This is a genomic window from Aeromonas sp. R9-2 (assembly GCF_040908025.1).
GTDB lineage: Bacteria > Pseudomonadota > Gammaproteobacteria > Enterobacterales > Aeromonadaceae > Aeromonas > Aeromonas veronii.
Window position 1 is genome coordinate 495,492 of record NZ_JBFOCX010000024.1, and the last position, 23,626, is coordinate 519,117.

Below are 23,626 nucleotides of genomic sequence, written 5' to 3' on the forward strand. Positions count from 1 at the left end.
CGCAGCTTTACTCATTTGAAGGAAACTCAGCGTGACCGTAGACAATTCGACCCTGGAAGCCCGCCTTTCCCTGTGTGAACAGGGCAAGAACTCTTTTACCCGTGAAGAGCTGCTGGCTTGCAGCCGTGGCGAACTCTTTGGTGAGGGTAACAGTCAGCTGCCCGCCCCCAACATGTTGATGATGGATCGCATCGTCAAGATCAATGACAACGGTGGCGAGCACGGCAAAGGCGAGATCCTGGCAGAGCTCGACATTACCCCCGATCTCTGGTTCTTCGATTGCCACTTCCCGGGTGATCCCGTGATGCCGGGCTGTCTCGGTCTGGACGCCATGTGGCAGCTGGTTGGCTTCTTCCTTGGCTGGAAAGGTGGCCCCGGCAAGGGTCGTGCTCTGGGCGTAGGTGAAGTAAAATTCACCGGCCAGATCCTGCCGACAGCCAAGAAAGTGACCTACAAGATCACTTTCAAGCGCGTCATCAACCGCAAGCTGGTGATGGGGATTGCTGATGGCGTGGTCGAAGTCGACGGTCGTCCAATCTACAGCGCCACAGACCTGAAAGTGGGCCTGTTCAAAGATACCACCGCATTCTGATCTCTCTGATTGGTGGTAAAACAGCATTAACGCAAAGGGGCCACAACGGCCCCTTTCCTTTTGTAATGAGTGTAATGAAGTAACTTACTTCATGAAGAGGCCTGAGCCCCGCCCTTCCATGGCGTCACGCCAACCACCAAGCCAATGCCCTCGGGCATCCAGGCATTGATACGGACACGCTTCTTTCTGTTTGCCGACCACGCCAGCCTGATAACCACGAGCACGAGCTCTTTCCAGACGGTCCCGCTTCTGTCTCTTCATCATCTACGACCCTCTTCGTGGAACAAAAAAAGCGACCAATTCTGCATCGGTCGCTTTCATCTTTACTCCTGCGAACGCACTCGGTCAAACAAAAACTTCCACCCTAACCGGGCTATGTGACACAAGGCACTGAACTGGATTAAGTTTTAATTACAGGGAACTTACTCCTGATTTTTGAGTCCTTCCAGCTCTTCCCAGCGAGCAAATGCCTGCTCCAGCGCGGCTTCAGCGGCATTGAGCGCATCCAGTTTCGGCTGGGTTTTATCTGCCGGCAGCGAGAAGAACCCTGGCTGGTTGATCTCGCTTTGCAGCGCATCCAGCTCGGCTTCCAGCTGCTCAAGACGAGCAGGCAACCCTTCCAGTTCAAGCTGCAGCTTGTAGGAGAGCTTCTTGCTTTTCTTCGGCGCTTCTGGCGCGGCGGCAACGACCGGCTCGGGCGCCTTGACCGGTGCACTCTTGGCCTGTTGCTGGGCATTCTGCTGTTCTCGGGTCGCCATCATATCGGCGTAACCACCCACGTAATCGCTGATGCGGCCATCCCCCTCAAACAGCCAGCAGCCGGTCACTGTGTTGTCGATGAAGCGACGATCGTGACTCACCAGCAGCAGGGTACCGGGGTAGTCGGAAAGCAGCTCTTCCAGCAGCTCCAGCGTTTCCACATCCAGATCGTTGGTCGGTTCATCGAGGATCAGCAGGTTGCTGGGCTTGAGGAACAGCTTGGCCAGCAGCAGCCGGTTCTTCTCGCCACCGGAGAGCGCCTTGACCGGCGTACGGGCCCGCTTGGGCTCGAACAGGAAGTCCTGCAGGTAACCGAGGATATGACGGGAGCGGCCACGCACCATCACCTCCTGCTTGCCCTCCCCGACGTTGTCCACCACCGTCTGCTCGGGATCGAGCTGCTCGCGGTACTGATCGAAGTAGGCCACCTCCAGATTGGTGCCCTGACGGACCGAGCCGCGGGTCGCCTCAAGCTGGCCAAGCAGCAGCTTGATCAGGGTCGACTTGCCACAGCCATTGGGGCCGACCAGCGCAATCTTGTCACCGCGCAGCACCTGCAGATCCAGCCCCTGGAACAGGGTACGATCGGCAAAATCGAGCCCCAACCCTTCGGCTTCAAATACCAACTTGCCGGAGCGACCTGCCTCATCCAGTTGCAATTTGGCCTTACCCTGCAACTCTCGGCGTTGGGTCCGCTCCATCCGCATCGCTTTGAGAGCACGTACTCGCCCTTCGTTACGGGTACGGCGGGCCTTGATCCCCTGGCGTACCCATACCTCTTCCTGCGCCAGCTTGCGGTCAAACTCGGCATTTTTCAGCTCCTCGACCCTCAGCCACTCCTCTTTCCCCTGCAGGTACTCGTCATAGTTACCGGGCCAGGAGGTGATCACGCCGCGATCGAGATCGATGATCCGGGTCGCCAGCTTGTGGATGAACTCCCGGTCGTGAGAGATAAAGACGATGGCGCCGCGAAAGTCCTTGAGGAACTCTTCCAGCCAGTTGATGGCTTCGATGTCCAGGTGGTTGGTCGGCTCATCGAGCAGCAACAAGTCGGGATCGCAAGCCAGCGCACGGGCCAGCGCCACTTTGCGCAGCCAGCCACCGGAGAGGCTGTCGAGGGTCACGTCGGGATCCAGCCCCAGCAGGGTCAGCACCTGAGTGATACGAGTCTCGAACTGCCAGCCGTTCTGGTAGTCGAGCTGCTCTTGCAGCTCGCTCATCTTGCGAATATTGGCATCTGACGGATCGCTCGCCAGCTCCATGGAGATGTGATGATACTGCTTGAGCAGCTCCCCCACCCCCGCCAGCCCTTCTGCGGCATAGTCAAACACCGTCAGCTCGCTGGAAGCAGGCGGATCCTGCTCAAGGCGGGTCACTTTCAAATCTTGTTGCAGCACCAGACGCCCGTCGTCCAGCGGCAATTCGCTGGCAATGACCTTCATCAGAGTGGACTTGCCCGCCCCGTTGCGGCCAACCAGACAGAGGCGCTCGCCCCGCTCGATGGTCAATTCGGCATTGTCGAGCAGCGGGAAATCACTGAACGACAGACATGCGCCGTGCAATGTTAAAAGAGCCATGTGTGTTCCTTATTTCATATGAAAAAAACGGGCAGCAGACTGGGTCTGCCCCCGTTTTATCGTCAAATCACTCTCACCCCTGACGGGCGGCCCAGCTTTTTAGCTCGGCCAGTGTGAAGGGCCAACCGAGCTCGCGGCCTGCTTCGTCACGCAGCACCGGAATGCGCACCCGATAGGCGGCAAGCCACTGCTCATCATCCATGATGTCGCACTGGCGGGTGGCGGTGGCAAGACCAGCCTCCTCCACCAGCGCCCAGGCCTGCTCGCACAGGTGGCAACCGTCGGTATGAAACAGGGTCAGCATCACGCCTCGCCTTGCTCAGGCGCATGGGTGATGATCCAGCAGTTGTGGATGTGCTGGTTACGTTCGAAATCCTTCGGTCGCGTCTTCTGGGTGATGTTCTGGGCCTTGAGACCAGTGGCCTCGAGACCGGCCAGATCCATCTTGAAGTGACGCTTGTTGTTGGAGAAGACCAGAGTGCCGTCCGCCGCCAGCAGGCGCTTCAGGTGCTGCATCAGCAGCAGGTGATCGCGCTGTACGTCGAAGCTCTCGTCCATCCGCTTGGAGTTGGAGAAGGTGGGCGGATCGATGAAGATGAGGTCGTACTGCTCATCGGCTTCAGACAACCACTTCAGGCAATCTGCCTGCACAAACTTGTGCTGACGGCCCACCAGCGAGTTGAGACGCATGTTGTCCTGCGCCCAGTTCAGGTAGGTGTGGGACATGTCCACCGTGGTGGTCTCGCTGGCACCGCCAAGACCCGCGTGCACGGTGGCACTGCCGGTGTAGGCAAACAGGTTCAGGAAGCGCTTGCCCTTGGCCATCTGGCCCAGCATACGGCGAGTCTGACGGTGGTCGAGGAACAGGCCGGTATCCAGATAGTCATAGAGGTTGACCCACAGACGGGCGCCGTACTCCTGCACTTCCATCCGGTGCTGCTCTTCGGAGAGCTTCTGATATTGCTGTTTGCCCTCCTGACGCTCACGCACCTTCAGGATCACCTTCTCGCCATCCATGCCGGTCACCTTGATGGCGGCCTGAACCATGTCAAGCAGACGCTGACGGGTCTTCTGGGCGGGGATGTCCTTGGGCGCGGCATACTCCTGCACCACCAGATAGTCCTGATAGCGGTCGATGGCGGCGTTGTATTCCGGCAAGTCGGCATCGTAGATGCGATAGCAATCGATGCCCTCTTTGTTGGCCCATTTCTCGAGGGTTTTCAGATTCTTGCGCAGACGGTTGGCAAAGTCCTGCGCCACCTCTTTTTGGGAAGCCACGGAGTCCAGTGCGATCTGGTAGTTACGCAGCTGACACTCGAGGGCGCCGTTGAACAGGCGATATTGCTTGTCAGCGCGCAGGCGCAGACAGCTAAGCAGCTCGGGCGATGCGGAAAGAATGGAGACTTTCCAACCCTGGAAGCTGCGACGCAGAGCATCGCCCAGCGCCTGATGCACTTCCAGCAGGGCCGGAAATTCGCCGAGACGTTCGCCGTAGGGCGGGTTGGAGATCAGCATACCAACCTGGCGGGCCTCCCCTTCCACTGCCGGCATCGGCAGCGGGTTTTCCAGCTTGGTGACGTCGGCCTGCTTGAAGGTGATGAGGTGGGCCACACCGGCCGCTTTGGCGTTATCACGGGCTTTGAGCAGCACACGCTGGTCGGCATCGCAACCAAACAGTTTTACTTCGCAACGCTGCATGCCGCGTTTGGCACGCACTTGCGCTTCCATCATCAGGCTCTGCCACAGCTCGCTATCGTGCTGCAGCCAGCGATCGAAACCGAAGCGCTCGCGGCGCAGCGCAGGCGCCATGTCGGCGGCGATAAAGGCCGCTTCAATCAGCAAGGTACCGGAACCACACATCGGGTCCATCATGGGCTCACCGGCCCAGCCGCTACGGGCAATCATGGCGCAGGCCAGGTTCTCTTTGAGCGGTGCTTCACCTGTGCCCTGACGATAGAAACGCTGGTGCAGCGCCGGGCCTGACAAGTCCAGCGTGATATTGGCCTTGCCTTTGCCCAGGTGCGCCATGATGCGAATATCCGGCGACTTTTTGTCCACGTCCGGACGCACGTGACCGCGCTTGGTGAAGCGGTCGACGATGGCATCCTTGATTTTCAGCGCGCCATATTGGGTATTGCGAATGGCGGGGTTGGTGCCGGTAAAGTCCACCGCGATGGTAGAGGTGCCGGAGAAGTGCTCTTCCCAGGGGATGGTGTGGGCGCCCAGATAGAGATCAAGATCGTCGTTCATCTGGAATTCGGACAGCACCAGCACGATGCGGGAAGCAAAACGGCTCCACAGGCAGGCCTTGTAGCCAATCGCCAGTTCGCCTTTGAAATGGACGCCAGCCACGGTCTCACGGACCTGCTCTGCGCCAAGATTGGTCAGCTCATCGGCCAACAGGTTTTCCAGCCCCTTGGGGCAGGTTGCAAAAAATTCTTTCATCACGCTCACGGGGAACCCATAAAAATAGTGCCGCATTATACCCCATCAGGCGGGCTGGAGCATGCAAAAGTCGGCGCAAACAGCAGGATGGAAACAGATTGATAGGTGACGAAAAGGTAAAAGGCCCCATGACTACCCGATGGCGAGATCATGGGGCCAAACATCATTTAGCGGATCACTTCATACGAGCCTTGAAACGGGGATTGTTTTTGCAAATCACGAACAATTTGCCGCGGCGGCGTACCAACTGACAATCGGGATGACGCGCCCGTGCGGATTTGAGTGAACAGACAACCTGCATTCAGGACACCTTCTTGCTTGAAAATGCGCCAAAGCGCTTGTTGAAACGGGCCACACTCCCCTCGCTCGATACCTGCTTCTGCTTGCCGGTATAGAACGAGTGCGACTGGCTGGAAACATCGAGCGACACATAGGGATACTCCTTCCCGTCTTGCCACGTATAGCGGCGATCGCTCTTGATGGTTGAACCGACCAGGAAAAAGGCATCTGCCGCCGTGTCATGGAACAGCACCAAACGATAATCAGGATGAATATGAGGCTTCATGGCAACTCCATTTTGTTATGTTATAACAAAATGTAAGTGAGAATAGCTCTCGTTTCAAGCATAAAATGTCGTATGAAGAAAATCGCTTCAGTGAGTGATGTGTTGATGCTGAGGTGGAGGCACTACACAAGCCGAACGAAACAAGAGGGAGACACCATGCTTGCAGCACGGAAGACCAAGATACTGCGTGGGTCAGAACACAAGGTGCAAATAGATGTAACAAGCCTCAAAAGAGGCTGAACCACAACCATGAAGATCAATGAGAATGGGCAAGATGTTCGCGGGAAGGATCAGAAACGAGGCGCGATTGAGGTGTCCACAGTTAAAACAGGCAGCGGTGTAATCACAGAGATAAAAAGATTGATGAATATATATCAACTGACCTGACGATATTGCTCGGTCACGGTAATACGCGGTTTCATCCGGTTATTCATCACCTTGATCACCCCGAAACGCGGCAAGGTTTTACTGGTGGTCAATACCAGATCGGCAGTGAGGTTCAAACAGACGCTAGCCTGATCTCCTGCCTCAATGACCATAAATTCGCCGTTGCCATGGGGCGTATTCATCAGGACCAGATCACCATTTTGCGGGATCACTTGCGGATGTTGTTCACTAAAAAACCAGCTTTGTGGCATCAGGGGTTTATAAAAACGACTGACCGCGATGGCATTAAGCACCAACTGAACCTGATGCGGAATACTCCACTCAAGTTCGGCTGCTTTATCCATCAACTGATAATAGAGGGCGGCATCATCGACACAAAAAGGCTGGGCTGCAAACGAACTGGGCACCAATTGTCGCCCTTTATACTCGGTCGCAAATAACATGTTATCAGACAGGTCCAACATCAGACGGTCATTCTGGGCATCATAGTGCCATTGCCAGCTATCGGTCGGTTGGATAAACATGTTGGAGCCCTTACTTGATAATTACCAGTTGACTTTATTCCATCTGCAGGAAATCAGCAACGTCAAATAAAGGGCTCCTCCATCTATTTCTTAAATATTGGTCACAATCTCTTTGACCAGCCCCGGCCCTTTATAAATAAAGCCGCTATAAATTTGTACCAGACTGGCACCGGCAGCCAATTTTTCACGGGCGGCCATGGCACTATCAATACCACCCACACCGATAATTGGCAGAGCACCATTGAGCGCCTTGGCCAGATGGCGGATCACCTCGGTACTCTTGTGTTGCAGCGGACGACCGCTCAAGCCACCCGCTTCACCGGCATGGGGCATGTCATAAATCATCTCGCGCTCGAGGGTGGTATTGGTGGCGATAACCCCATCAATGCCATTACGCACCAGCGAAGCGGCCACCTGATCTATTTCTTCAAGGCTTAAATCCGGGGCAATTTTAACCGCCAGCGGCACATACTTTTTATATTGAGCGGCCAGCTCTTGCTGACGTACCTTGAGGGCGGCCAGCAATTCATCCAGCGCCTCGCCATATTGCAGCGAACGCAACCCCGGGGTGTTAGGGGAAGATATATTGACGGCAATATAACCGGCATGATCATAAACCTTGTCCATGCAGATCAGGTAATCATCCTTTCCCTGTTCGATGGGAGTGTCTTTGTTCTTGCCGATATTAATGCCGATGACCCCCTGATATTTGGCCTCTTTTACCTTGGCCACCAGATGATCAACCCCTTTGTTGTTGAATCCCATCCGGTTGATGATCCCCTCTGCCGGAATAACCCGGAACAGGCGGGGCTTGTCATTGCCGCTCTGGGGTCTGGGGGTGACGGTACCAACTTCGATAAAGCCAAATCCCATGGCGCCCAGCGCGTCAATGCACTCACCATCTTTATCCAGACCGGCCGCCAATCCCACCGGATTGGCAAAAGAAAGCCCCATGACTGTGACGGGGCGTTTCGGCAAATTCTGGCGGAAGAAACAATCGAGTGGCGTACCGAGAAGGCGGGGCAAATATTTCATGGAGAGATCGTGAGCCTGTTCCGGATTGAGTTTGAACAGGAAATGCCTGGCGATGGGGTACAACATCTTTGCTCCTTAAAGAAAGCCCCGGCAACTGGCCGGGGCTTTGGGTGTAATGTCGGTGTCATGCCTTAATCTGGCAATTAAAGTGCCCGACAATTCAACTGGAGCAGGTTCAACTCTCGCAAGGCCACCGAGAACTTGGCGAACTCGTGGGTACTGGTGGTCTTGAAGTCGGCCAACATGTGGGTCCAACGGGACAAGAGTTGCTCATGCTCCGAAATCCAGTCGGCCAGTATGGTAGCGCATTCTCCCTGATCTTTGCACCCTTCCAGTACCACAGAAGTGAGACTGCGTTGCTGCCAGTCCAGATCTTCGCGGAAGGAGGCTCGCGCCATCGCCTGCCAGTGGTTGCCGACCGGCTGATGGTTGATCTGGTCGAGGAACCAGTGAAGATCCAGTTTGGCCCCGAGGCGATAGTAAACGTTGGCGGCGCGCAGGATATCGGTCTTGTGCTCCGCGGCAATCTGCGCCAGATCCAGGCTGGAGAAGAGGCTGCTCATATGGGCGACCTGACGGGCAATGGCCTCCGGCACCTGTTTCTCCATCCACTTGGCAACAGCCTGACGATGCTCGGCCACTTCGCTCTCATCCATCACCTCGTAAAGGTGTGTGCCGAGGGTCTCGAACGCAGGACGGAAGAAGGCGATGTTCTCGCTGATGCTCCAGCTGCGATTGCGGGCGCGCAAGAACCAGCGGGTGGCACGGCGCACGATACGGCGGCTGTAGAACATCAGCTCGAGCTGAGTCTGGGCATCAACCAGGTTGTCGCACTCTTCGATATCGCGCCACAGCTGGTTCATGCCAAACACTTCGCGGGCCATGGCGAAGCAGCAGGCCACTTCGGCGACTGACGCACCGGTCTCGTCCTTCATCCGGCTGGCGAAGTTGAGCCCCATGTCGTTGACCAGCATGTTGGCCACCCGGGTAGCGATGATTTCACCGCGTAGCGGGTGATCGGCCAGCTGGGCACCAAACTGCTGCTGTACTTTGGCCGGGAAGCTGGTGACCAGCATGTTGGCGAGGAAGGGCTCGTCGGTCACTTCCGGGCAGTTGAGCTGCTCTTTCAGCACCATCTTGCCGTAAGCCACCAGCACCGCCAGTTCGGGGCGGGTCAGTCCCTGCCCTGCCGCCATCCGCTCGGAAAGCTCCTCATCGGATGGCAGGAACTCCAACGCACGGTCCAGCTTGCCTTCCCGCTCCAGCCCCTGAATAAAGCGCTGTTGCTCTTTCAGTTGTTCAGAGCCGCGGAAGCTGGTGACCGAGATGGACTGGGACTGGCGATAGGCGTTGGTGATCACGATCTGCGCCACGTCGTCGGTCATCTCATAGAGCATCTGGTTACGCTGCTTGAGGGTCAGATCCCCTGCGGCCACCAACTGGTTCAGCAGGATCTTGATGTTCACCTCGTTATCAGAGCAATCCACCCCACCCACGTTGTCGGTAAAATCGGTATTGATGCGACCGCCCTGACTGGCGTACTCCACCCGACCAAGCTGGGTAAAGCCGAGGTTGCCCCCCTCACCCACGATACGGGCCCGCAAATCGCGACCATTGACCCGCAGTGAGTCGTTGCTGCGATCGCCCACTTCCCCATCGCTCTCGCGAGCGCTCTTCACATAGGTGCCAATGCCGCCATTCCACAGCAGGTCGACATTAAGGCAAAGCAGCGCCTTGATCAGCTCGTTCGGCGCCATGCTGGCCTTGTCGGTGCCGAGCAGTGTCTGCATTTCCGGGCTCAGCTTGATGGACTTGGCGGAACGCAAGAAGATGCCGCCCCCTTGTGATATCAGCTCGCGGTTGTAGTCATCCCAGCTGGAACCCGGCAGATCGAACAGGCGCTGGCGTTCGACAAAGCTCTTGGCCGCATCCGGAGTAGGGTCAACGAAGATGTGCATGTGGTTGAACGCGCCCACCAGCCGGGTGTGTTCGGAGAGCAGCATGCCGTTGCCGAACACGTCGCCGGCCATGTCCCCAATCCCCACGCAAGTGAAGTCGGTGGTCTGGCAGTTGACGCCAATTTCACGAAAATGCCGTTTGACCGACTCCCAGGCACCGCGGGCGGTGATACCCATCTTCTTGTGGTCGTAACCGACCGAGCCGCCGGAGGCGAATGCATCGCCGAGCCAGTGACCGTATTCGAGGCTTATTTCGTTGGCGATGTCGGAGAAGGTCGCCGTGCCCTTGTCGGCGGCGACCACTAGGTAGTAGTCATCCTCGTCGTGACGCACCACGGATGTCGGCGGGATCACATCGCCGCCGATGATGTTGTCGGTCACATCGAGCAGACCGCGAATAAACAGGCGATAACAGGCCTTGCCCTCCTCCTGAATGACGGCGCGGGTTGCCCCCACCGGCATCTGTTTGCAGTAGAAGCCGCCCTTGGCCCCCACCGGCACAATGACGGTGTTCTTCACCTGCTGGGCTTTCACCAGACCCAGCACTTCGGTGCGGAAGTCCTCTTTGCGATCGGACCAGCGCAGACCGCCACGAGCCACTTTACCCCAGCGCAAATGTACCCCTTCCACCCGCGGCGAGTAGACGAAGATCTCGAATTTCGGCAGCGGCAGCGGCATGTCGGTGATGCTTGAGGGAGCCAGTTTGAAGGAGATGTAGGGCTTGATGTTGCCCGCCTTGTCCAGCTGGTAGTAGTTGGTGCGCAGGGTAGCGTCGATCATCTCCACATAGCGGCGAATGATGCGATCGTCATCGAGGTTGGCCACCTGATCCAGCTTGGCGGCAAGCTCTTCATGCAGCTTGGCTTCTGCTTTGGCATCCTGCTTGCCAGCCGGGTCGAGGCGCTGCTCAAACAGGGTAAACAGCTGTTGGGCGATATCGGGATAACGGGTCAGAGTCTCTTCGATATAGGACTGGCTGAAGGAGACGCCGGTCTGGCGCATGTATTTGGCATAGGCGCGCAGCACCGACACCTGGCGGCCGGTGAGACCCGCCCCCAATACCAGCCGGTTGAAGCCGTCATCTTCCAGCTGCTTGTTCCAGATGGCAGCAAAGGCCTGCTGGAAGCGCTGTTGGCTCTGAGCCAGATCAAAGGGCTGCTCGCCGTGCAGCAACATGGAGAAGTCGAGGATCCAGAACAGATCGCCCCCCGGAGTGCGTACCTGATACGGGGTCTCACCTATCACCCGCAGTCCCATGTTCTCCAGCATCGGCAGCACGTCTGAGAGGTGAATGGGTTCGGTGCGATGGAACAGCTTGAGCCGTACCCGACGGTCGTTCTCCTCCTCCTGCGCGCGGTAGAACAGCATGCCCAGCGGCTCGGCTTCGCTCAGGTTATCGAGCGCCATGATGTCGGCCACGGCCGAGCCCGGCAGCACATCTTCCTTGTAAGCGCGGGGGAATGCGGTGCTGAAACGGCGGCGCAGCTCGTTGCCACGGGCCTCGCCATAGTGGGAAAGCAGCACGGAGTCGAGTCTGTCGTCCCAGCTGCGGGCCGCTTCAATCAGGTTGTTCTGTACTTCGTTCACATCCACATCCACGTTGTTGTTGTTGACCCGCACTATGTAGTGGGTCCGCGCCAGCACGCCTTCGGTGAAGTAGACGTTGAACTCCACCTCTTCATTGCTGCCAAAATATTTCTGCAAAATTTGCTGGGTCTTGATCCGCAGCGCCGTGTTGTAGCGCTCCTTGGTGACATAGACCATGCAGGAGAAGAAGCGACCATAGACATCGCGGCGCACGAACAGCCGCAGCATGTCCCGCTCCTGCATCTCCAGCACCCCAAGACCGGTGGCCAACAGCTCCTCTTCGCGGGCCTGGATCAGCTCATCGCGCGGGTAGGTTTCCAATACGTTCAGCAGCGCCTTGTAGGCGTGGGATCCCTTCTCGTGACCGGAGGCAGCCATGATGCGTTCGAGACGATGGCTGATGAGCGGGATCTGGGTCGCGCTGGTGTTGTAGATGGAAGAGGCGTAGAGGCCGATGAAGCGATCTTCCCCGATCACCTTGCCATGCTCGTCAAAGCGCTTGATGCCGATGTAATCCACATAAGCCGGACGGTGCACCCGGGACTTGCTGTTGGATTTGGTGAGGATCAGCAGGTCAGAACTCAGAGCGGCGTGACGGGCACTGGCCGGCATGTTGCCAAGACGCTGGCCTACCTCCTTGATGGAGTTCTTCATCAGCCCCAGGCTGGAGCTCGCCTGCGGCAGGATCTCGTGATCCCCCTCCACCGCCTTGACGTCGTAACGGCGATACCCCATCAGGGTAAAGTTGTGGGCAGCCACCCATTTGAGGAAAGCAACGCAGGAGGCCACCTCCTCCTTGCTGACCGGGTGCTTGCGCTTGGGAAGTTCGTCGATGATCTCATTGAGCTTGGCTAGCATGGGCTGCCAGTCGCCGACTGCCAGCGCTACTTCACCGGCCACCGAGTTGAGCTCGGCAGCCAGCGCGGCCATCTGCTGCTCGCTGGTGAGGTGATCGATCTCGATAAGGAAGGCCGTTTCAACCGAGGTCTGCCCGTCGGTGTTGTCGAGCTCCAGAATGGCGTCAATCTTGCCATCCGCACCACGAATGAGGTGCAGCGGTTGGTGCAGCATCATGTGGGCGGTGATATTGAGCCGCTTGAGCGCCATCCGAATGGAGTCCACCAGGAAGGGGGAGTCCTGCAGGATCACCTCGACGATGGTATGGGGCGATTGCCAGCCGTGACGGGTCAGCTCGGGATTGTAGACCCGGATGTAGGGATCGGTACCGCTGCGCTGATTGAGGGCATTCCACAGGCTCAGGGCCGCGCCGTAGAGATCGCTGTCATTGCGATCGTGCAGGTCGGAGCTCGCCATGTTGCCGTAGAACTTGGCAACGAAGCGCTCGACCAGAGAGGCACTGTTTTTGGGCAACTTCTGATGGATCAGGCTGAGAACGTTTTCGAGCAGAACTGAGGTAGGGGCGTCTTTCAATGCCATTTTTATATTCCTTATCGGACGACATTAACCACCGACGCAGAGGCAACCACCCTGGTTACCCGCTGGTGCAGAGTTGTTGCGAAGTGTAATGGCTTGGATAAGGGAAGGCGAGGAAAGGTGCTAACGAGATGTTAAAAACAAGGTGCAGATCACGGCTTAAACTGTGAGAAATTTTGCAAATAACCAAAAATACAGAAATTACCACTACCTTTGTGCCAGTTTACCGGATAGATAGTGACGCAAAGCAGATAAACAGTCGGTAATCTGTTCGATTTTTGTTAATTTATGCGTTCGAGACTGATAAAGCGGTAATCGTCCTGGGTTTTGAGCCGAAAATAGCCATGCACACCATTGATGGCGACAAAGGGGCGTATTTTTTCTATGCCAAGTTCCAGGGTTAATCCCTGTTCGCTGCGCACCACCAGCCGTCTGGCATGGCCCTGATACATCAGCATCACCTCATCGCTATTCAATGAGAGCCGAAAAGTAAACTGCTTCACGCTTGCTCCTGATCACACGGCACATCAATGTGGGGCAGGCGCGTTAACGCCCCTGCCCCGTCGACAGTTACTGCTGCAGCGCCTTGCTGACCTTCTCGAACAGATCCCGCGCCAGCCCCTCAAGGTTGGCAAGACGGGTCAGCTCGGCGCGGATCAGGGCCTTGCGCGCCTCATCCAGTCGCTTGAACTGGATAAGCGGCGTGATGAGGCGGGAGGCCACCTGCGGATTGACCTCGTTGAGCTCGATCAGCAGATCGGTCAGGAAGCGGTAACCGCTGCCATCCACCGCATGGAACTGCACCTGATTGCTCATGGCGAAACTGCCGATCAGCGCCCGCAGCCGGTTCGGGTTGCGAATGCTGAAAGTGGGGTGATTCATCGCCTGTTTCACTTCGCTAAGCACATCGGCAGCCGGTTTGCTGCCAATCAGCCGCAGCCAGTTGTCCAGCACCAGTCCATCCTTGGCCCACTTGCCCTCGAAGTCGACCAAAAGCGCGGCGCGGCATGGCAACAGATAACCGTTGGCCACCTGCAGCGCCGCCAGGGTGTCGGTCATGTTGTCGGCAGTTGCATACTGCTCGCGCACCAGCGCATCGGCATGCTCTGCATCCAGCGCAGCCAGATAGCCGAGCACTACCCCTTTGAGGGCCCGCTTGGCCATGTCGGCATGCACCACCTGATAACCATTCAGACGCAGGCTCTGATAGGTCGCCGCCAAGCGCGCCCCAAAGGCCTCGGCAAGACGGGTGTGGATCGCGTCGCGCACCTGATGAATGGCATCGATATCGGCCACCTCGAACAGCTCGGCCAGGGTCGCCTCACCGGGCAGCGCCAGGATCTCCGCCTTGAGGGCCAAATCGAGATCACTATCCTCCAGAATGGCGACGAAGGCGGCCAGCAGGGTTTGGGAGAGCTCAACCCCCTGCCCGTGCTGGACCCGCGCCACCCCGTCGATGACCGCCTTGTTGATCAGCATCTGGGCCGCATCCCAGCGGGCAAACTCGTTGCGGGCAAAGCGCATCAGAAAGGCGAGCGCTTCGTCGCTGTAGTCATAGTGGAGCTTGACCGGCGCGGAGAAGTCCCGCAACAGGGAGGGAACCGGCTTGACCGGCACCCGATCGAATTCGAAGGTCTGCTCCGCTTCCAGCACGTCGAGCACGTTGCCGATGGCCTTGCCCTGATACTGCAACGGGATGACTGCACCCTGCTCGTCATAGAACTCGATGTCGAGAGGGATATGCAGCGGCAGCTTTTGCGGTTGATCCTGGGTCGGCGGGGTGTGCTGGCTCACATGGAGGCGATAGATACCACTGGCGGCATCATACTCGTCGGTGACGGTCAGCTCGGGGGTGCCTGACTGGCTGTACCAGCGGCGGAAACGGCCAAGATCGACACCGGAAGCATCCTCCATCGCCTGCACAAAATCATCGCAGGTGGCGGCCGAGCCGTCGTGACGATCGAAGTAGAGACGCATACCGGCCTGGAAGGCATCTTCCCCCAGCAGGGTGTGCATCATGCGGATCACTTCCGACCCTTTTTCATAAACGGTCAGGGTGTAGAAGTTGTTCATCTCGATCACCACATTCGGGCGGATCGGGTGTGCCATGGGGCCGGCATCTTCGGCAAACTGCGGGCCGCGGACGGTACGCACGTTGTTGATGCGGTTGACGCCACGGGAGCCCAGATCGGAGGAGAACTCCTGATCCCGGAATACCGTCAGCCCCTCTTTCAGGCTGAGCTGGAACCAGTCACGACAGGTGACGCGGTTGCCGGTCCAGTTGTGGAAATATTCGTGGCCGATCACCCGTTCGATACCGTGGTAGTCGTTGTCGGTGGCGGTGGCCGGATTGGCCAGCACGAACTTGGAGTTGAAAATGTTGAGCCCCTTGTTCTCCATGGCGCCCATATTGAAGAAGTCCACCGCAACGATCATGTAGATGTCGAGATCATACTCGAGGCCAAAACGCTGCTCGTCCCAGCGCATGGAGTTGATGAGGCTCTCCATGGCAAAACCGGCGCGATCGAGGTTGCCCTTGTCGACGAAGATCTCGAGGGCCACCTTGCGGCCGCTCTTGGTGGTGTAGTGGCTGCGCTCCACATCGAAATCACCGGCCACCAGCGCAAACAGGTAGCTGGGTTTGGGGAAAGGATCCTGCCACTGCACGAAGTGACGGCCGCCATCCAGATCACCGCTGTCGACCTTGTTGCCATTGGAGAGCAGGAAGGGGAACTGGGCTTTGTCGGCGGTAATGCGGGTGCTGTAGCGCGCCAGAATGTCGGGGCGATCCAGATAATAGGTAATGCGGCGAAAGCCCTCCGCTTCACACTGGGTGCAGTAGGCATCACCCGATTTGTAGAGCCCTTCCAGCGCGGTGTTGGCGGCCGGATCCAGCAGGGTGACGATGGTCAGCACACATTCGGCCGGCAGGTTGAACAGGGTCAGACTGCTCTCGCCTTGCTCGTAGTGGTCACAGGGAATGCCATCGATGGCAACGCTCTTGAGAGTCAGCTGTTCACCATCGAGGGTCAGCGGCGCATTGTGCTCACCGTTGCGACGAATGCGGGTGATGGCGGTGACCTGGGTCAGCGGCTCCTGCAGTTGGAAATCGAGGTCGATGGTGTCGATCCAGTAGAGCGGCGCCTGATAATCCTGGCGATATTTGGCCGTCATGGCCTCGGAGTGATCGGTCATTATTGTCTGCTTCCACGCTTGTTAAAGGCGAGAAAGAGGCTGTCACAACCAACTGGCGGGGTCAAACAATTTGCATGACGTCAGATACGCCAGACAAAAAGAAAGGGCGACCGCAGTCGCCCTTGTGCATTGGAGGTGCCTTGTCAGCTGCGTTTGCTGACCTTGGCCAGATCCGCCGTGATATTGGCCGCTTCGATGAGATACTCATCGGGCGCTTCAAAATCAGCGGGCAGTTCATCCAGACTCTTCACCGCCGGCTTACCAAGACGTGCCAGACGCTCGTTGGTACGTTTGAGCGCTTTCTCATCCTGTTTCGCCTGCTCTGCAACACGCTCCGCCTCGTTGAGGGAGACCGACTTCTTGTCTTTCTCCTCCTTGTAGTCGGTGATGTCCTGCATCACATAGGCAAACTCGGGATCCTTGGCGATCCGGGCATCGTGCGCCGCCTGCAACTTGGGCAGTACGCTGGCGAAGTTGCCGAGTTTCTCGTAGTTGGCGGAGGCAATCTTGTCCCACGGCAACGCATTGAACTCACGGCTTTCGCCCGTCTCTTCCGGAGCAACCGGTGTCGGGAAGCTGATATCCGGCGCAACGCCCTTGTTCTGGGTGCTGCCACCGTCGATCCGGTAGAACTTGGCGATGGTGTACTGCACGTGACCGAGCGGCTGCTCGTAGAAGTCATAGACCTTGGCGAGGCTGCGATGCTGCTGCACCGTCCCCTTGCCGAACGAGTTTTCACCCAGAATCAACGCGCGGCCATAATCCTGCATGGCCGCAGCGAAGATCTCGGAGGCCGAGGCACTGTAACGGTCGATCATCACCGACATGGGGCCGCCGTAGTAGACGTTGCCATCATCATCGCCATTGACCGTGATACGGCCCATATGATCACGAATTTGCACCACGGGACCACTGGCAAAGAAGAGACCGCTCAGGGCGGAAGCTTCGGTCAGGGCGCCGCCGCCGTTACCGCGCAGATCGATGATCAAGCCATCGATCTTCTTCTTGTTCAGGCTGGAGAGCTCCTTGATCACGTCATCGTGCAGATTGACGTAGAAACTCGGGATCTCGATGACGCCTATCTTCTTGCCTTCGGCGTTAATCACCTTGGACTTGGCTGCCCGATCTTCAAGGCGCACCTTGTCGCGGGTCAGCTCGATCTGCTCGGTCTTGGCGGTTGCGCCCTTGCCGCGCTGGATCTCCAGCTTGACCTTGCTCCCTTTGGGCCCCTTGATAAGCTCGACCACGTCATCAAGACGCCAGCCGATCACATCGACAATCTTGCCATCTTCCTGCCCTACCCCGGTGATCTTGTCATCGGGTTTGAGGTGATTGGATTTGGCAGCCGGGCCACCGGGCACCAGAGAACGGATGACGGTAAAGTCATCTTCAGCCTGCAACACGGCACCAATCCCCTCCAGCGAGAGGTTCATCTCGGTGTTGAAACGATCGGCACTGCGCGGTGAGAGGTAACTGGTGTGCGGTTCGATGGCGCGAGCGAAGGAGTTCATGAAGAGCTGGAAGACATCCTCGCTCTCGGTCTGGGACATCCGCTTGATGGCGTTGTTGTAACGCTTGCCAAGCAGCTCCTTGATCTCGGGCCACTCCTTGCCGCTGAGCTTGAGACTCAGGGCATCGAACTTGACCCGCTGACGCCACAGCTCGTTGAGCTCTGCTTCATCTTTGGGCCAAGCCGCCCCTTCCCGATCAAACACATAGTTGTCGGTCTGGGTAAAATCGAAAGGAGTATCAAGCAGTTTGAGGGCGTATTCGAATCGCTCATAACGCCGCTGCTGACTCAGGTTGAACATCTCGTAGGCGGGAGCCAGACGGCCTCTTTCGAGGTCGGTGTCAAAACCGTTACGGTACTTTTCAAAACGGCTGATATCAGAGGCCAAAAACAGGTTGCGGCTGTAGTCCAGATTCTCCAGATATTTATCGAAAATCACGGAGGAAAAGGCATCGTCCAGCTTGAACTGTTTGTAGTGCGAGCGGGTAAACAGATTGGTAATTCGCTTGCTGGCCGTAGCATGTTGGCTCTCTTGAGCCAACACAGGCAAATCACTCTCCTTGAGCACCGGCTCGATGGCCTGTGCAAGCCCGGCAAGCGCCAGGCTACAGGCAACGAGGGAAAAACGAATTACGCCATGCTTCAACATTTGTCTCCTTAGAGAACCAAGTGCTCTGATTTGACCCGCACCATCATGCCGGTCTGCAGTTGGACCTGTACATCGTCCTTGGTTACTTCCTTGATGGTTGCCGGAACCGGGAATTTACCCATAACGACGCGCACATCCTGGCCCACTTTCAGCGTAGCGGCATCCACTTTAACCAGCGGAGCGTCAGCGACCGGTGCCTTGGCGGCAGCTTTCGGCTTGGCAGCTACATCAGCTTTCTCGGTTTTGCGCACAGCAGGACGACGGGGCTTCTTGGCCTTCTCATCCTTCTCTTTGGTATTGGTACGACGGCTGGCGAATACGCGCTCTTTGCTCTCTTTCAGAGCTTGCTTGGCGTGCTCGATGTGCTCTTCGGTCAGCAGTTCGCCCGGGTTGCCATCCAGATCAACGCGAGCCTGGCCAGCTTTGAGGCCGTGCAGGTAGCGCCAGCTGGAGGTGTATTGACGCAGTGCGGAACGCAGCATGGTCTTGGAGACTCTGGCATCGTCAGCAAGACGCTCGGCCAAATCCTGGAAGATGCCAATCTTGAGCGGCTTGGCCTCTCCTTCAGCAACGAAGCAGGCCGGGAATTTCTCGACCAGGTAGGCAACGATCTCTTTACTGTTCTTCAGCTTCTCAGTGTTTTCCATGTATAACCTTGGCTTTCATATAAACGCACGGGCACGTCCCGAGCACAACAAAGGCCCCATTATAGAGAGCTTGGGGCCTTTTGCGAACCATCTAGCAATGACTTAGAGCATGCTTTCCAAAATTTGCACCGTTTCTTCGAGGCCAATCCGGTCTTCTTGGTCGAAACGGTTAAAAATCGGACTGTCGATATCGAGTACCCCGATGATCTCGCCACCACGGCGCAGCGGGATCACGATTTCCGAGTTGCTCGCGCCATCGCAAGCGATGTGACCGTCGAACTGGTGGACATCGTCAATGAGCTGGGTTTTCCCCTCTGCCACTGCTGTACCACACACCCCGCGGCCGACCGGGATCCGCACGCAGGCCGGTTTGCCCTGAAATGGCCCCAATACCAGGGTCTCGCCCTGCAACAGATAAAAACCGACCCAGTTGATCTCCTCCAGCTCCTGATTAAGCAGTGCGGAGAGGTTGGCCAGATTGGCAATAAGATCGGTTTCCCCCTCCAGCAGCGCCTTGGCCTGCTGGTTGAGGGTGCGATAAAACGGTTGTTTTTCAATCATGATTAAATGAATTTCACTCCCTGATGGTTTGGGGAAGGTAACGCCTGGCCGGGAAATTTCAAATATTTTTTCCACTCCCCGCTCCTTGCGCCGTTATTCCCGGGCAACGGAAAGCGCCAATTGCTGGCGTTGACCATTACTCCACTCGATATTTAACAACCAGATCATGACGGGTGATGTACAACTCCCCACCTGGGTTACCCCCTGCCACTGTCCGTCTATTTGTTCAAAGTTCACCGGAATGGTGCCCATAAACATATCTTTGCCTTCGAGTGTCGCTTTCACCGGTTTGATGGCCGGATCGCCGCCGCTAATAGCGATGGCAAAGTCATGTTCAGCGCGCAGCGGTAATTCCTTGATGGCGACCGTCAGCGGCTTGTCACCAATCAGCGCGCTGCAAGGGGTGTGGGAAAGATCACAAATCTGATCTTTTTTCTGGTCAGCAGAGACGCTGTTATCGGCCAAAAACCAGGTGCGATAGGCCATCAGCGCCAATAACAGCGCCAATACCAGTACGAGGTGCAAAACTTTACGTGCGGTAAGTCTCTCTTTCATCAAAAACAGCCCGATTAAGATGCAATTAAAATAGTTTTTTGTGATCTCGAACAAGGTAAAAAACTGCCATATCGAGACCGGACGGAGCCAAATATATCACTGTTTATACTGTTATTTTACCTGTCACTTCAGTATCATTCCCATGCAGTTTTCATTTAGCCATCTTTTGCTTTTCCTTTCGTTAACAGATGTTAACAACTGGTCGGCGGTGGCTGATGAAGCCAGTCCGGTCCTCCGGATACAAAACCAAACAACAGCAGCATCGGAAGCGGAATATAACGATGAGCCATACAACTAACCATCCTGAGTACAACTACACCGTTGTTCGCCAGTTTACCGTCATGACGATTGTCTGGGGAATTGTCGGCATGTCGGTTGGCGTACTGATCGCAGCCCAGTTGATCTGGCCTGCCCTCAACTTCGAGACCCCGTGGCTGACTTACAGTCGTCTGCGGCCCCTCCATACCAACGCAGTGATCTTCGCCTTCGGCGTCAGTGCACTGATGGCCACCTCGTTTTACGTGGTGCAGCGCACCTGTCAAACCAGACTGTTTGGTGGCCCGCTGGCAACCTTCGTCTTCTGGGGCTGGCAAGCAATCATCCTCTCTGCCGCCATCTCTCTGCCGCTGGGTTTCACCTCCGCCAAAGAGTATGCCGAGCTGGAGTGGCCGATTGATATCGCCATCACTGTGGTATGGGTCGCCTATGCCATCGTCTTCTTCGGCACCCTGATGAAGCGCACCACCTCCCACATCTATGTGGCGAACTGGTTCTTCGGCGCCTTCATCATCACCGTTGCGGTGCTGCACATTGTCAACAACATGGAAGTGCCGCTCTCCGGCATGAAGTCCTACTCCATGTACTCCGGCGCCATGGACGCCATGGTGCAGTGGTGGTATGGCCACAACGCGGTAGGCTTCCTGCTGACCGCTGGCTTCCTGGGGATGATGTACTACTTCGTGCCCAAGCAGGCCGGTCGTCCGGTTTACTCCTATCGCCTCTCCATCGTCCACTTCTGGGCGCTGATCTCCCTCTATATCTGGGCCGGTCCGCACCACCTGCACTACACCGCACTGCCAGACTGGGCTCAGTCACTGGGCATGGTGATGTCCCTGATCCTGTTCGTCCCCTCCTGGGGCGGTATGATCAATGGCATCATGACCCTCTCCGGTGCCTGGCACAAACTGCGTTATGACCCCATCCTGCGCTTCCTGATCGTCTCTCTCTCTTTCTACGGCATGTCGACCTTCGAAGGCCCGATGATGGCGATCAAAACCGTCAACGCCCTCTCCCACTACACAGACTGGACCGTTGGTCACGTTCACTCCGGTGCGCTGGGCTGGGTTGCCATGGTCTCCATTGGTGCTGTCTATCACCTGATCCCGAACCTGTTCGGCCAGGGCCGGATGTACAGCGTCAAGCTGATCAACGTTCACTTCTGGCTGGCGACCGTGGGCACCGTGCTCTACATCGTTGCCATGTGGATTTCCGGCGTGATGCAGGGCCTGATGTGGCGTGCAGTCAACGAAGACGGCACCCTGACCTACAGCTTCGTTGAAGCGCTGCAGGCATCCTATCCCTTCTATTTCGTGCGCTTCCTGGGAGGCTGCTTCTTCGTCACCGGCATGTTGCTGATGGCTTACAACGCCTATCGCACCATCACTGCGCCCAAAGGTTCTCTGGAACCTGTCGCCCAGCCAGCATGATTGAAGAGGTCAACCCATGAGCAACAATAACCGTCACGAAATATTTGAAAAAAGCGTTCCCATGCTGGTGGTCGGCATCATCTTCGCCATCAGTCTGGGGGGCCTGGTTGAAATCACTCCGCTGTTCTTCCAAAAGCAAACCACCGAGCCGGTGGAGGGCCTCAAGCCCTACACCGCTCTGCAGATGGAAGGACGCGACATCTTTATTCGCGAAGGCTGCACCAACTGCCACAGCCAGATGATCCGTCCGTTCCGTGCCGAAACCGAGCGTTACGGTCACTACTCGGTCGCCGGTGAGAGCGTCTGGGAGCACCCCTTCCTGTGGGGCTCCAAGCGTACTGGTCCGGATCTGGCCCGTGTTGGTGGCCGCTACTCCGACGAGTGGCACAAGGTTCACCTGATCAACCCGCGCGATGTGGTACCGGAATCCAACATGCCCGCCTATCCCTGGCTTGATACCAATGTGCTGACCGGCGAGATGACCGCCAAGAAGCTGGCGCTATTCCGCGATCACTTCGGTGTGCCCTATACCGACGCCGATATTCAGGGTGCGGGCGAAGCCGTCAAGGGCAAAACCGAGCTGGATGCGCTGGTGGCCTATCTGCAATCACTGGGTCATGCCCTGAAATAAGGAGGCGAAGATGGACTACGGCACATTTCGCGGTCTGTATACCCTGCTGTTGATGGCCATCATGATTGGCATCATCGTCTGGGCCTACAGCAAACGCCGCAAGACCTCTTTCGACGAGGCTGCCAATCTGGTTTTTGCCGATGATGAGCAACCCGGTGCTGATAAAAAGAACGCAGGAGCGAAACAATAATGAGCACTCTGTTTAGCATTTTTGTGACTGTCATCAGTCTGGGAACCATCCTCGGCTGCTTCTTGCTGCTGATGTGGTGCCGCAAGGACAAGATGGGTGTTGAAGAAGGCAAATCGATGGGTCACTCCTTCGATGGCATCGAGGAGATCAACAACCCGCTGCCGAAGTGGTGGACTTACATGTTCCTCTTCTTCATCGTCACCGGTCTGGTCTATCTGGTCGCCTTCCCGGGACTTGGCAACTTCAAAGGTCTGCTGGGCTGGCAAAGTTCCAACCAGGACGTGCGCTCGCTGGCCGAATCCAAGGCTGCAACCGAATCGGCCAAGGCTGAAGGTCGCGCGGTGGAGTATGACCGCGAGGTCGCCAAGGCTGACGAGATCTACGGCGCCAAGTTCCGTGAACTCACCTATGAAGCGGATGGCAAAACCTATCGTGCCATCACCGAGATCGCCAAGGATCCGGAAGCCCTGAAAGTGGGTCAGCGTCTGTTCCTGCAGAACTGCTCCCAGTGCCACGGCTCCGATGCCCGTGGTGGCCGCGGCTTCCCGAACCTGACCGACAGCGAATGGCAATGGGGCGGCCAGCCTGATCAAATCAAGACCACCATCATGGGCGGTCGTCAGGGGATCATGGCTGCCTGGGGTGAAATCCTCGGCAAAGATGGCGTTCAGGAAGTGGCCTCCTATGTGCTGAGCCTCTCCGGTCGCAAGGTCGACCTGGTGGAAGCGAAGAAAGGTGAAGCACGCTTTGCCATCTGCGCAGCTTGCCACGGGGCCGATGCCAAGGGCGGTATCGCCGTCGGTGCGCCAGATCTGACCAACAACACCTGGCTCTACGGTGGCTCCCGCGAAGTGGTGGTACAAACCATCACCCACGGTCGTCACGGCGTGATGCCAGCCTGGAAAGATATTCTGGGTGAGGACAAGGTTCACCTGCTGGCCTCCTACGTTTACAGCCTGTCTCATCAACAGTCTGCCAAATAAGGTTCGCCCGTAACGTTGTAACATGTGATAAACACGTGATTACACAGCAAAAAGCCTCGACTCCTCGAGGCTTTTTGTTATCTTGTGTTGCGTAAAAACCATCTTCCACGTTAATCATTCGTTTCATGGCAGTAGC

Annotated in this window: 20 protein-coding genes; 5 read left to right on the forward strand and 15 right to left on the reverse strand. The window is 56.9% G+C overall.

Annotation, left to right across the window (positions count from 1 at the left end):
- The first annotated feature begins 31 nt into the window (after window positions 1-31).
- Window positions 32-592, forward strand: coding sequence for a 3-hydroxyacyl-[acyl-carrier-protein] dehydratase FabA (fabA, locus tag AB5Y71_RS11340; protein WP_124929438.1), 561 nt, complete (start codon window positions 32-34; stop codon window positions 590-592).
- An 84-nt stretch (window positions 593-676) separates the two neighbouring features.
- On the opposite strand, the gene rmf is transcribed toward fabA, so the two are convergent.
- The 15 genes from rmf to AB5Y71_RS11415 form a co-directional block, all read right to left on the reverse strand.
- A complete protein-coding gene (gene rmf / locus AB5Y71_RS11345; protein WP_010674759.1) occupies window positions 677-853 on the reverse strand; it encodes a ribosome modulation factor in 177 nt (58 codons plus the stop codon).
- A 161-nt stretch (window positions 854-1,014) separates the two neighbouring features.
- Window positions 1,015-2,928, reverse strand: coding sequence for an ABC transporter ATP-binding protein (locus tag AB5Y71_RS11350; RefSeq protein ID WP_368171601.1), 1,914 nt, complete (start codon window positions 2,926-2,928; stop codon window positions 1,015-1,017).
- A gap of 73 nt (window positions 2,929-3,001) precedes the next feature.
- Window positions 3,002-3,232: a glutaredoxin family protein gene (locus AB5Y71_RS11355; RefSeq protein WP_064336064.1), complete on the reverse strand. Its 231-nt coding sequence runs from the start codon at window positions 3,230-3,232 to the stop codon at window positions 3,002-3,004.
- Window positions 3,232-5,409 carry a bifunctional 23S rRNA (guanine(2069)-N(7))-methyltransferase RlmK/23S rRNA (guanine(2445)-N(2))-methyltransferase RlmL gene (gene rlmKL, locus AB5Y71_RS11360; RefSeq protein WP_224970141.1) on the reverse strand — a complete coding sequence of 726 codons (2,178 nt, stop codon included), beginning with the start codon at window positions 5,407-5,409 and terminating at the stop codon, window positions 3,232-3,234. Before rlmKL ends, AB5Y71_RS11355 begins: the two co-directional genes overlap by 1 nt.
- A gap of 139 nt (window positions 5,410-5,548) precedes the next feature.
- Window positions 5,549-5,674 (reverse strand): type B 50S ribosomal protein L36, encoded by a 126-nt coding sequence (gene ykgO / locus AB5Y71_RS11365; protein WP_368171602.1) that lies wholly within the window; start codon window positions 5,672-5,674, stop codon window positions 5,549-5,551.
- Window positions 5,675-5,938: a type B 50S ribosomal protein L31 gene (locus AB5Y71_RS11370; RefSeq protein ID WP_368171603.1), complete on the reverse strand. Its 264-nt coding sequence runs from the start codon at window positions 5,936-5,938 to the stop codon at window positions 5,675-5,677.
- 374 nt (window positions 5,939-6,312) lie between these two features.
- Window positions 6,313-6,849, reverse strand: a complete 537-nt coding sequence (locus AB5Y71_RS11375) for a cell division protein ZapC (RefSeq protein WP_069526808.1) — start codon at window positions 6,847-6,849, stop codon at window positions 6,313-6,315.
- A gap of 90 nt (window positions 6,850-6,939) precedes the next feature.
- A complete protein-coding gene (gene pyrD / locus AB5Y71_RS11380) occupies window positions 6,940-7,950 on the reverse strand; it encodes a quinone-dependent dihydroorotate dehydrogenase (protein WP_005336601.1) in 1,011 nt (336 codons plus the stop codon).
- Between the two features lie 77 nt (window positions 7,951-8,027).
- Window positions 8,028-12,866, reverse strand: a complete 4,839-nt coding sequence (locus AB5Y71_RS11385) for an NAD-glutamate dehydrogenase (RefSeq protein WP_368171604.1) — start codon at window positions 12,864-12,866, stop codon at window positions 8,028-8,030.
- 278 nt (window positions 12,867-13,144) lie between these two features.
- Window positions 13,145-13,366, reverse strand: a complete 222-nt coding sequence (locus tag AB5Y71_RS11390) for a DUF2835 family protein (RefSeq protein ID WP_005351919.1) — start codon at window positions 13,364-13,366, stop codon at window positions 13,145-13,147.
- A gap of 67 nt (window positions 13,367-13,433) precedes the next feature.
- A complete protein-coding gene (gene pepN / locus AB5Y71_RS11395) occupies window positions 13,434-16,058 on the reverse strand; it encodes an aminopeptidase N (protein WP_368171605.1) in 2,625 nt (874 codons plus the stop codon).
- 143 nt (window positions 16,059-16,201) lie between these two features.
- The gene (gene prc / locus AB5Y71_RS11400) at window positions 16,202-18,217 is read right to left on the reverse strand and encodes a carboxy terminal-processing peptidase (RefSeq protein ID WP_320546144.1); all 2,016 of its coding nucleotides are present in this window, start codon (window positions 18,215-18,217) and stop codon (window positions 16,202-16,204) included.
- A gap of 8 nt (window positions 18,218-18,225) precedes the next feature.
- Entirely contained in the window at window positions 18,226-18,864 is a 639-nt protein-coding gene (proQ, locus tag AB5Y71_RS11405) for an RNA chaperone ProQ (RefSeq protein WP_005351923.1), read from the reverse strand.
- A 102-nt stretch (window positions 18,865-18,966) separates the two neighbouring features.
- Window positions 18,967-19,425 (reverse strand): GAF domain-containing protein, encoded by a 459-nt coding sequence (locus tag AB5Y71_RS11410; protein ID WP_064336058.1) that lies wholly within the window; start codon window positions 19,423-19,425, stop codon window positions 18,967-18,969.
- 93 nt (window positions 19,426-19,518) lie between these two features.
- Window positions 19,519-19,980 carry a hypothetical protein gene (locus tag AB5Y71_RS11415; RefSeq protein WP_368171606.1) on the reverse strand — a complete coding sequence of 154 codons (462 nt, stop codon included), beginning with the start codon at window positions 19,978-19,980 and terminating at the stop codon, window positions 19,519-19,521.
- Window positions 19,981-20,261: 281 nt separating this feature from the next.
- Here AB5Y71_RS11415 and ccoN point away from each other — a divergent pair, with 281 nt between their 5' ends.
- Genes ccoN through ccoP form a run of 4 tightly spaced genes read left to right on the forward strand, consistent with a single transcriptional unit; the run spans window position 20,262 to window position 23,490 of the window.
- Complete coding sequence (gene ccoN, locus AB5Y71_RS11420) at window positions 20,262-21,686, forward strand: cytochrome-c oxidase, cbb3-type subunit I (protein ID WP_005360548.1); 1,425 nt, start codon at window positions 20,262-20,264, stop codon at window positions 21,684-21,686.
- Between the two features lie 16 nt (window positions 21,687-21,702).
- Window positions 21,703-22,317: a cytochrome-c oxidase, cbb3-type subunit II gene (gene ccoO / locus AB5Y71_RS11425; RefSeq protein ID WP_005336618.1), complete on the forward strand. Its 615-nt coding sequence runs from the start codon at window positions 21,703-21,705 to the stop codon at window positions 22,315-22,317.
- 10 nt (window positions 22,318-22,327) lie between these two features.
- Window positions 22,328-22,507 (forward strand): CcoQ/FixQ family Cbb3-type cytochrome c oxidase assembly chaperone, encoded by a 180-nt coding sequence (locus AB5Y71_RS11430; protein ID WP_005336620.1) that lies wholly within the window; start codon window positions 22,328-22,330, stop codon window positions 22,505-22,507.
- On the forward strand, window positions 22,507-23,490 hold the full coding sequence (ccoP, locus tag AB5Y71_RS11435; protein ID WP_005336622.1) for a cytochrome-c oxidase, cbb3-type subunit III: 984 nt from the start codon (window positions 22,507-22,509) through the stop codon (window positions 23,488-23,490). Before AB5Y71_RS11430 ends, ccoP begins: the two co-directional genes overlap by 1 nt.
- Window positions 23,491-23,626: the final 136 nt, after the last annotated feature.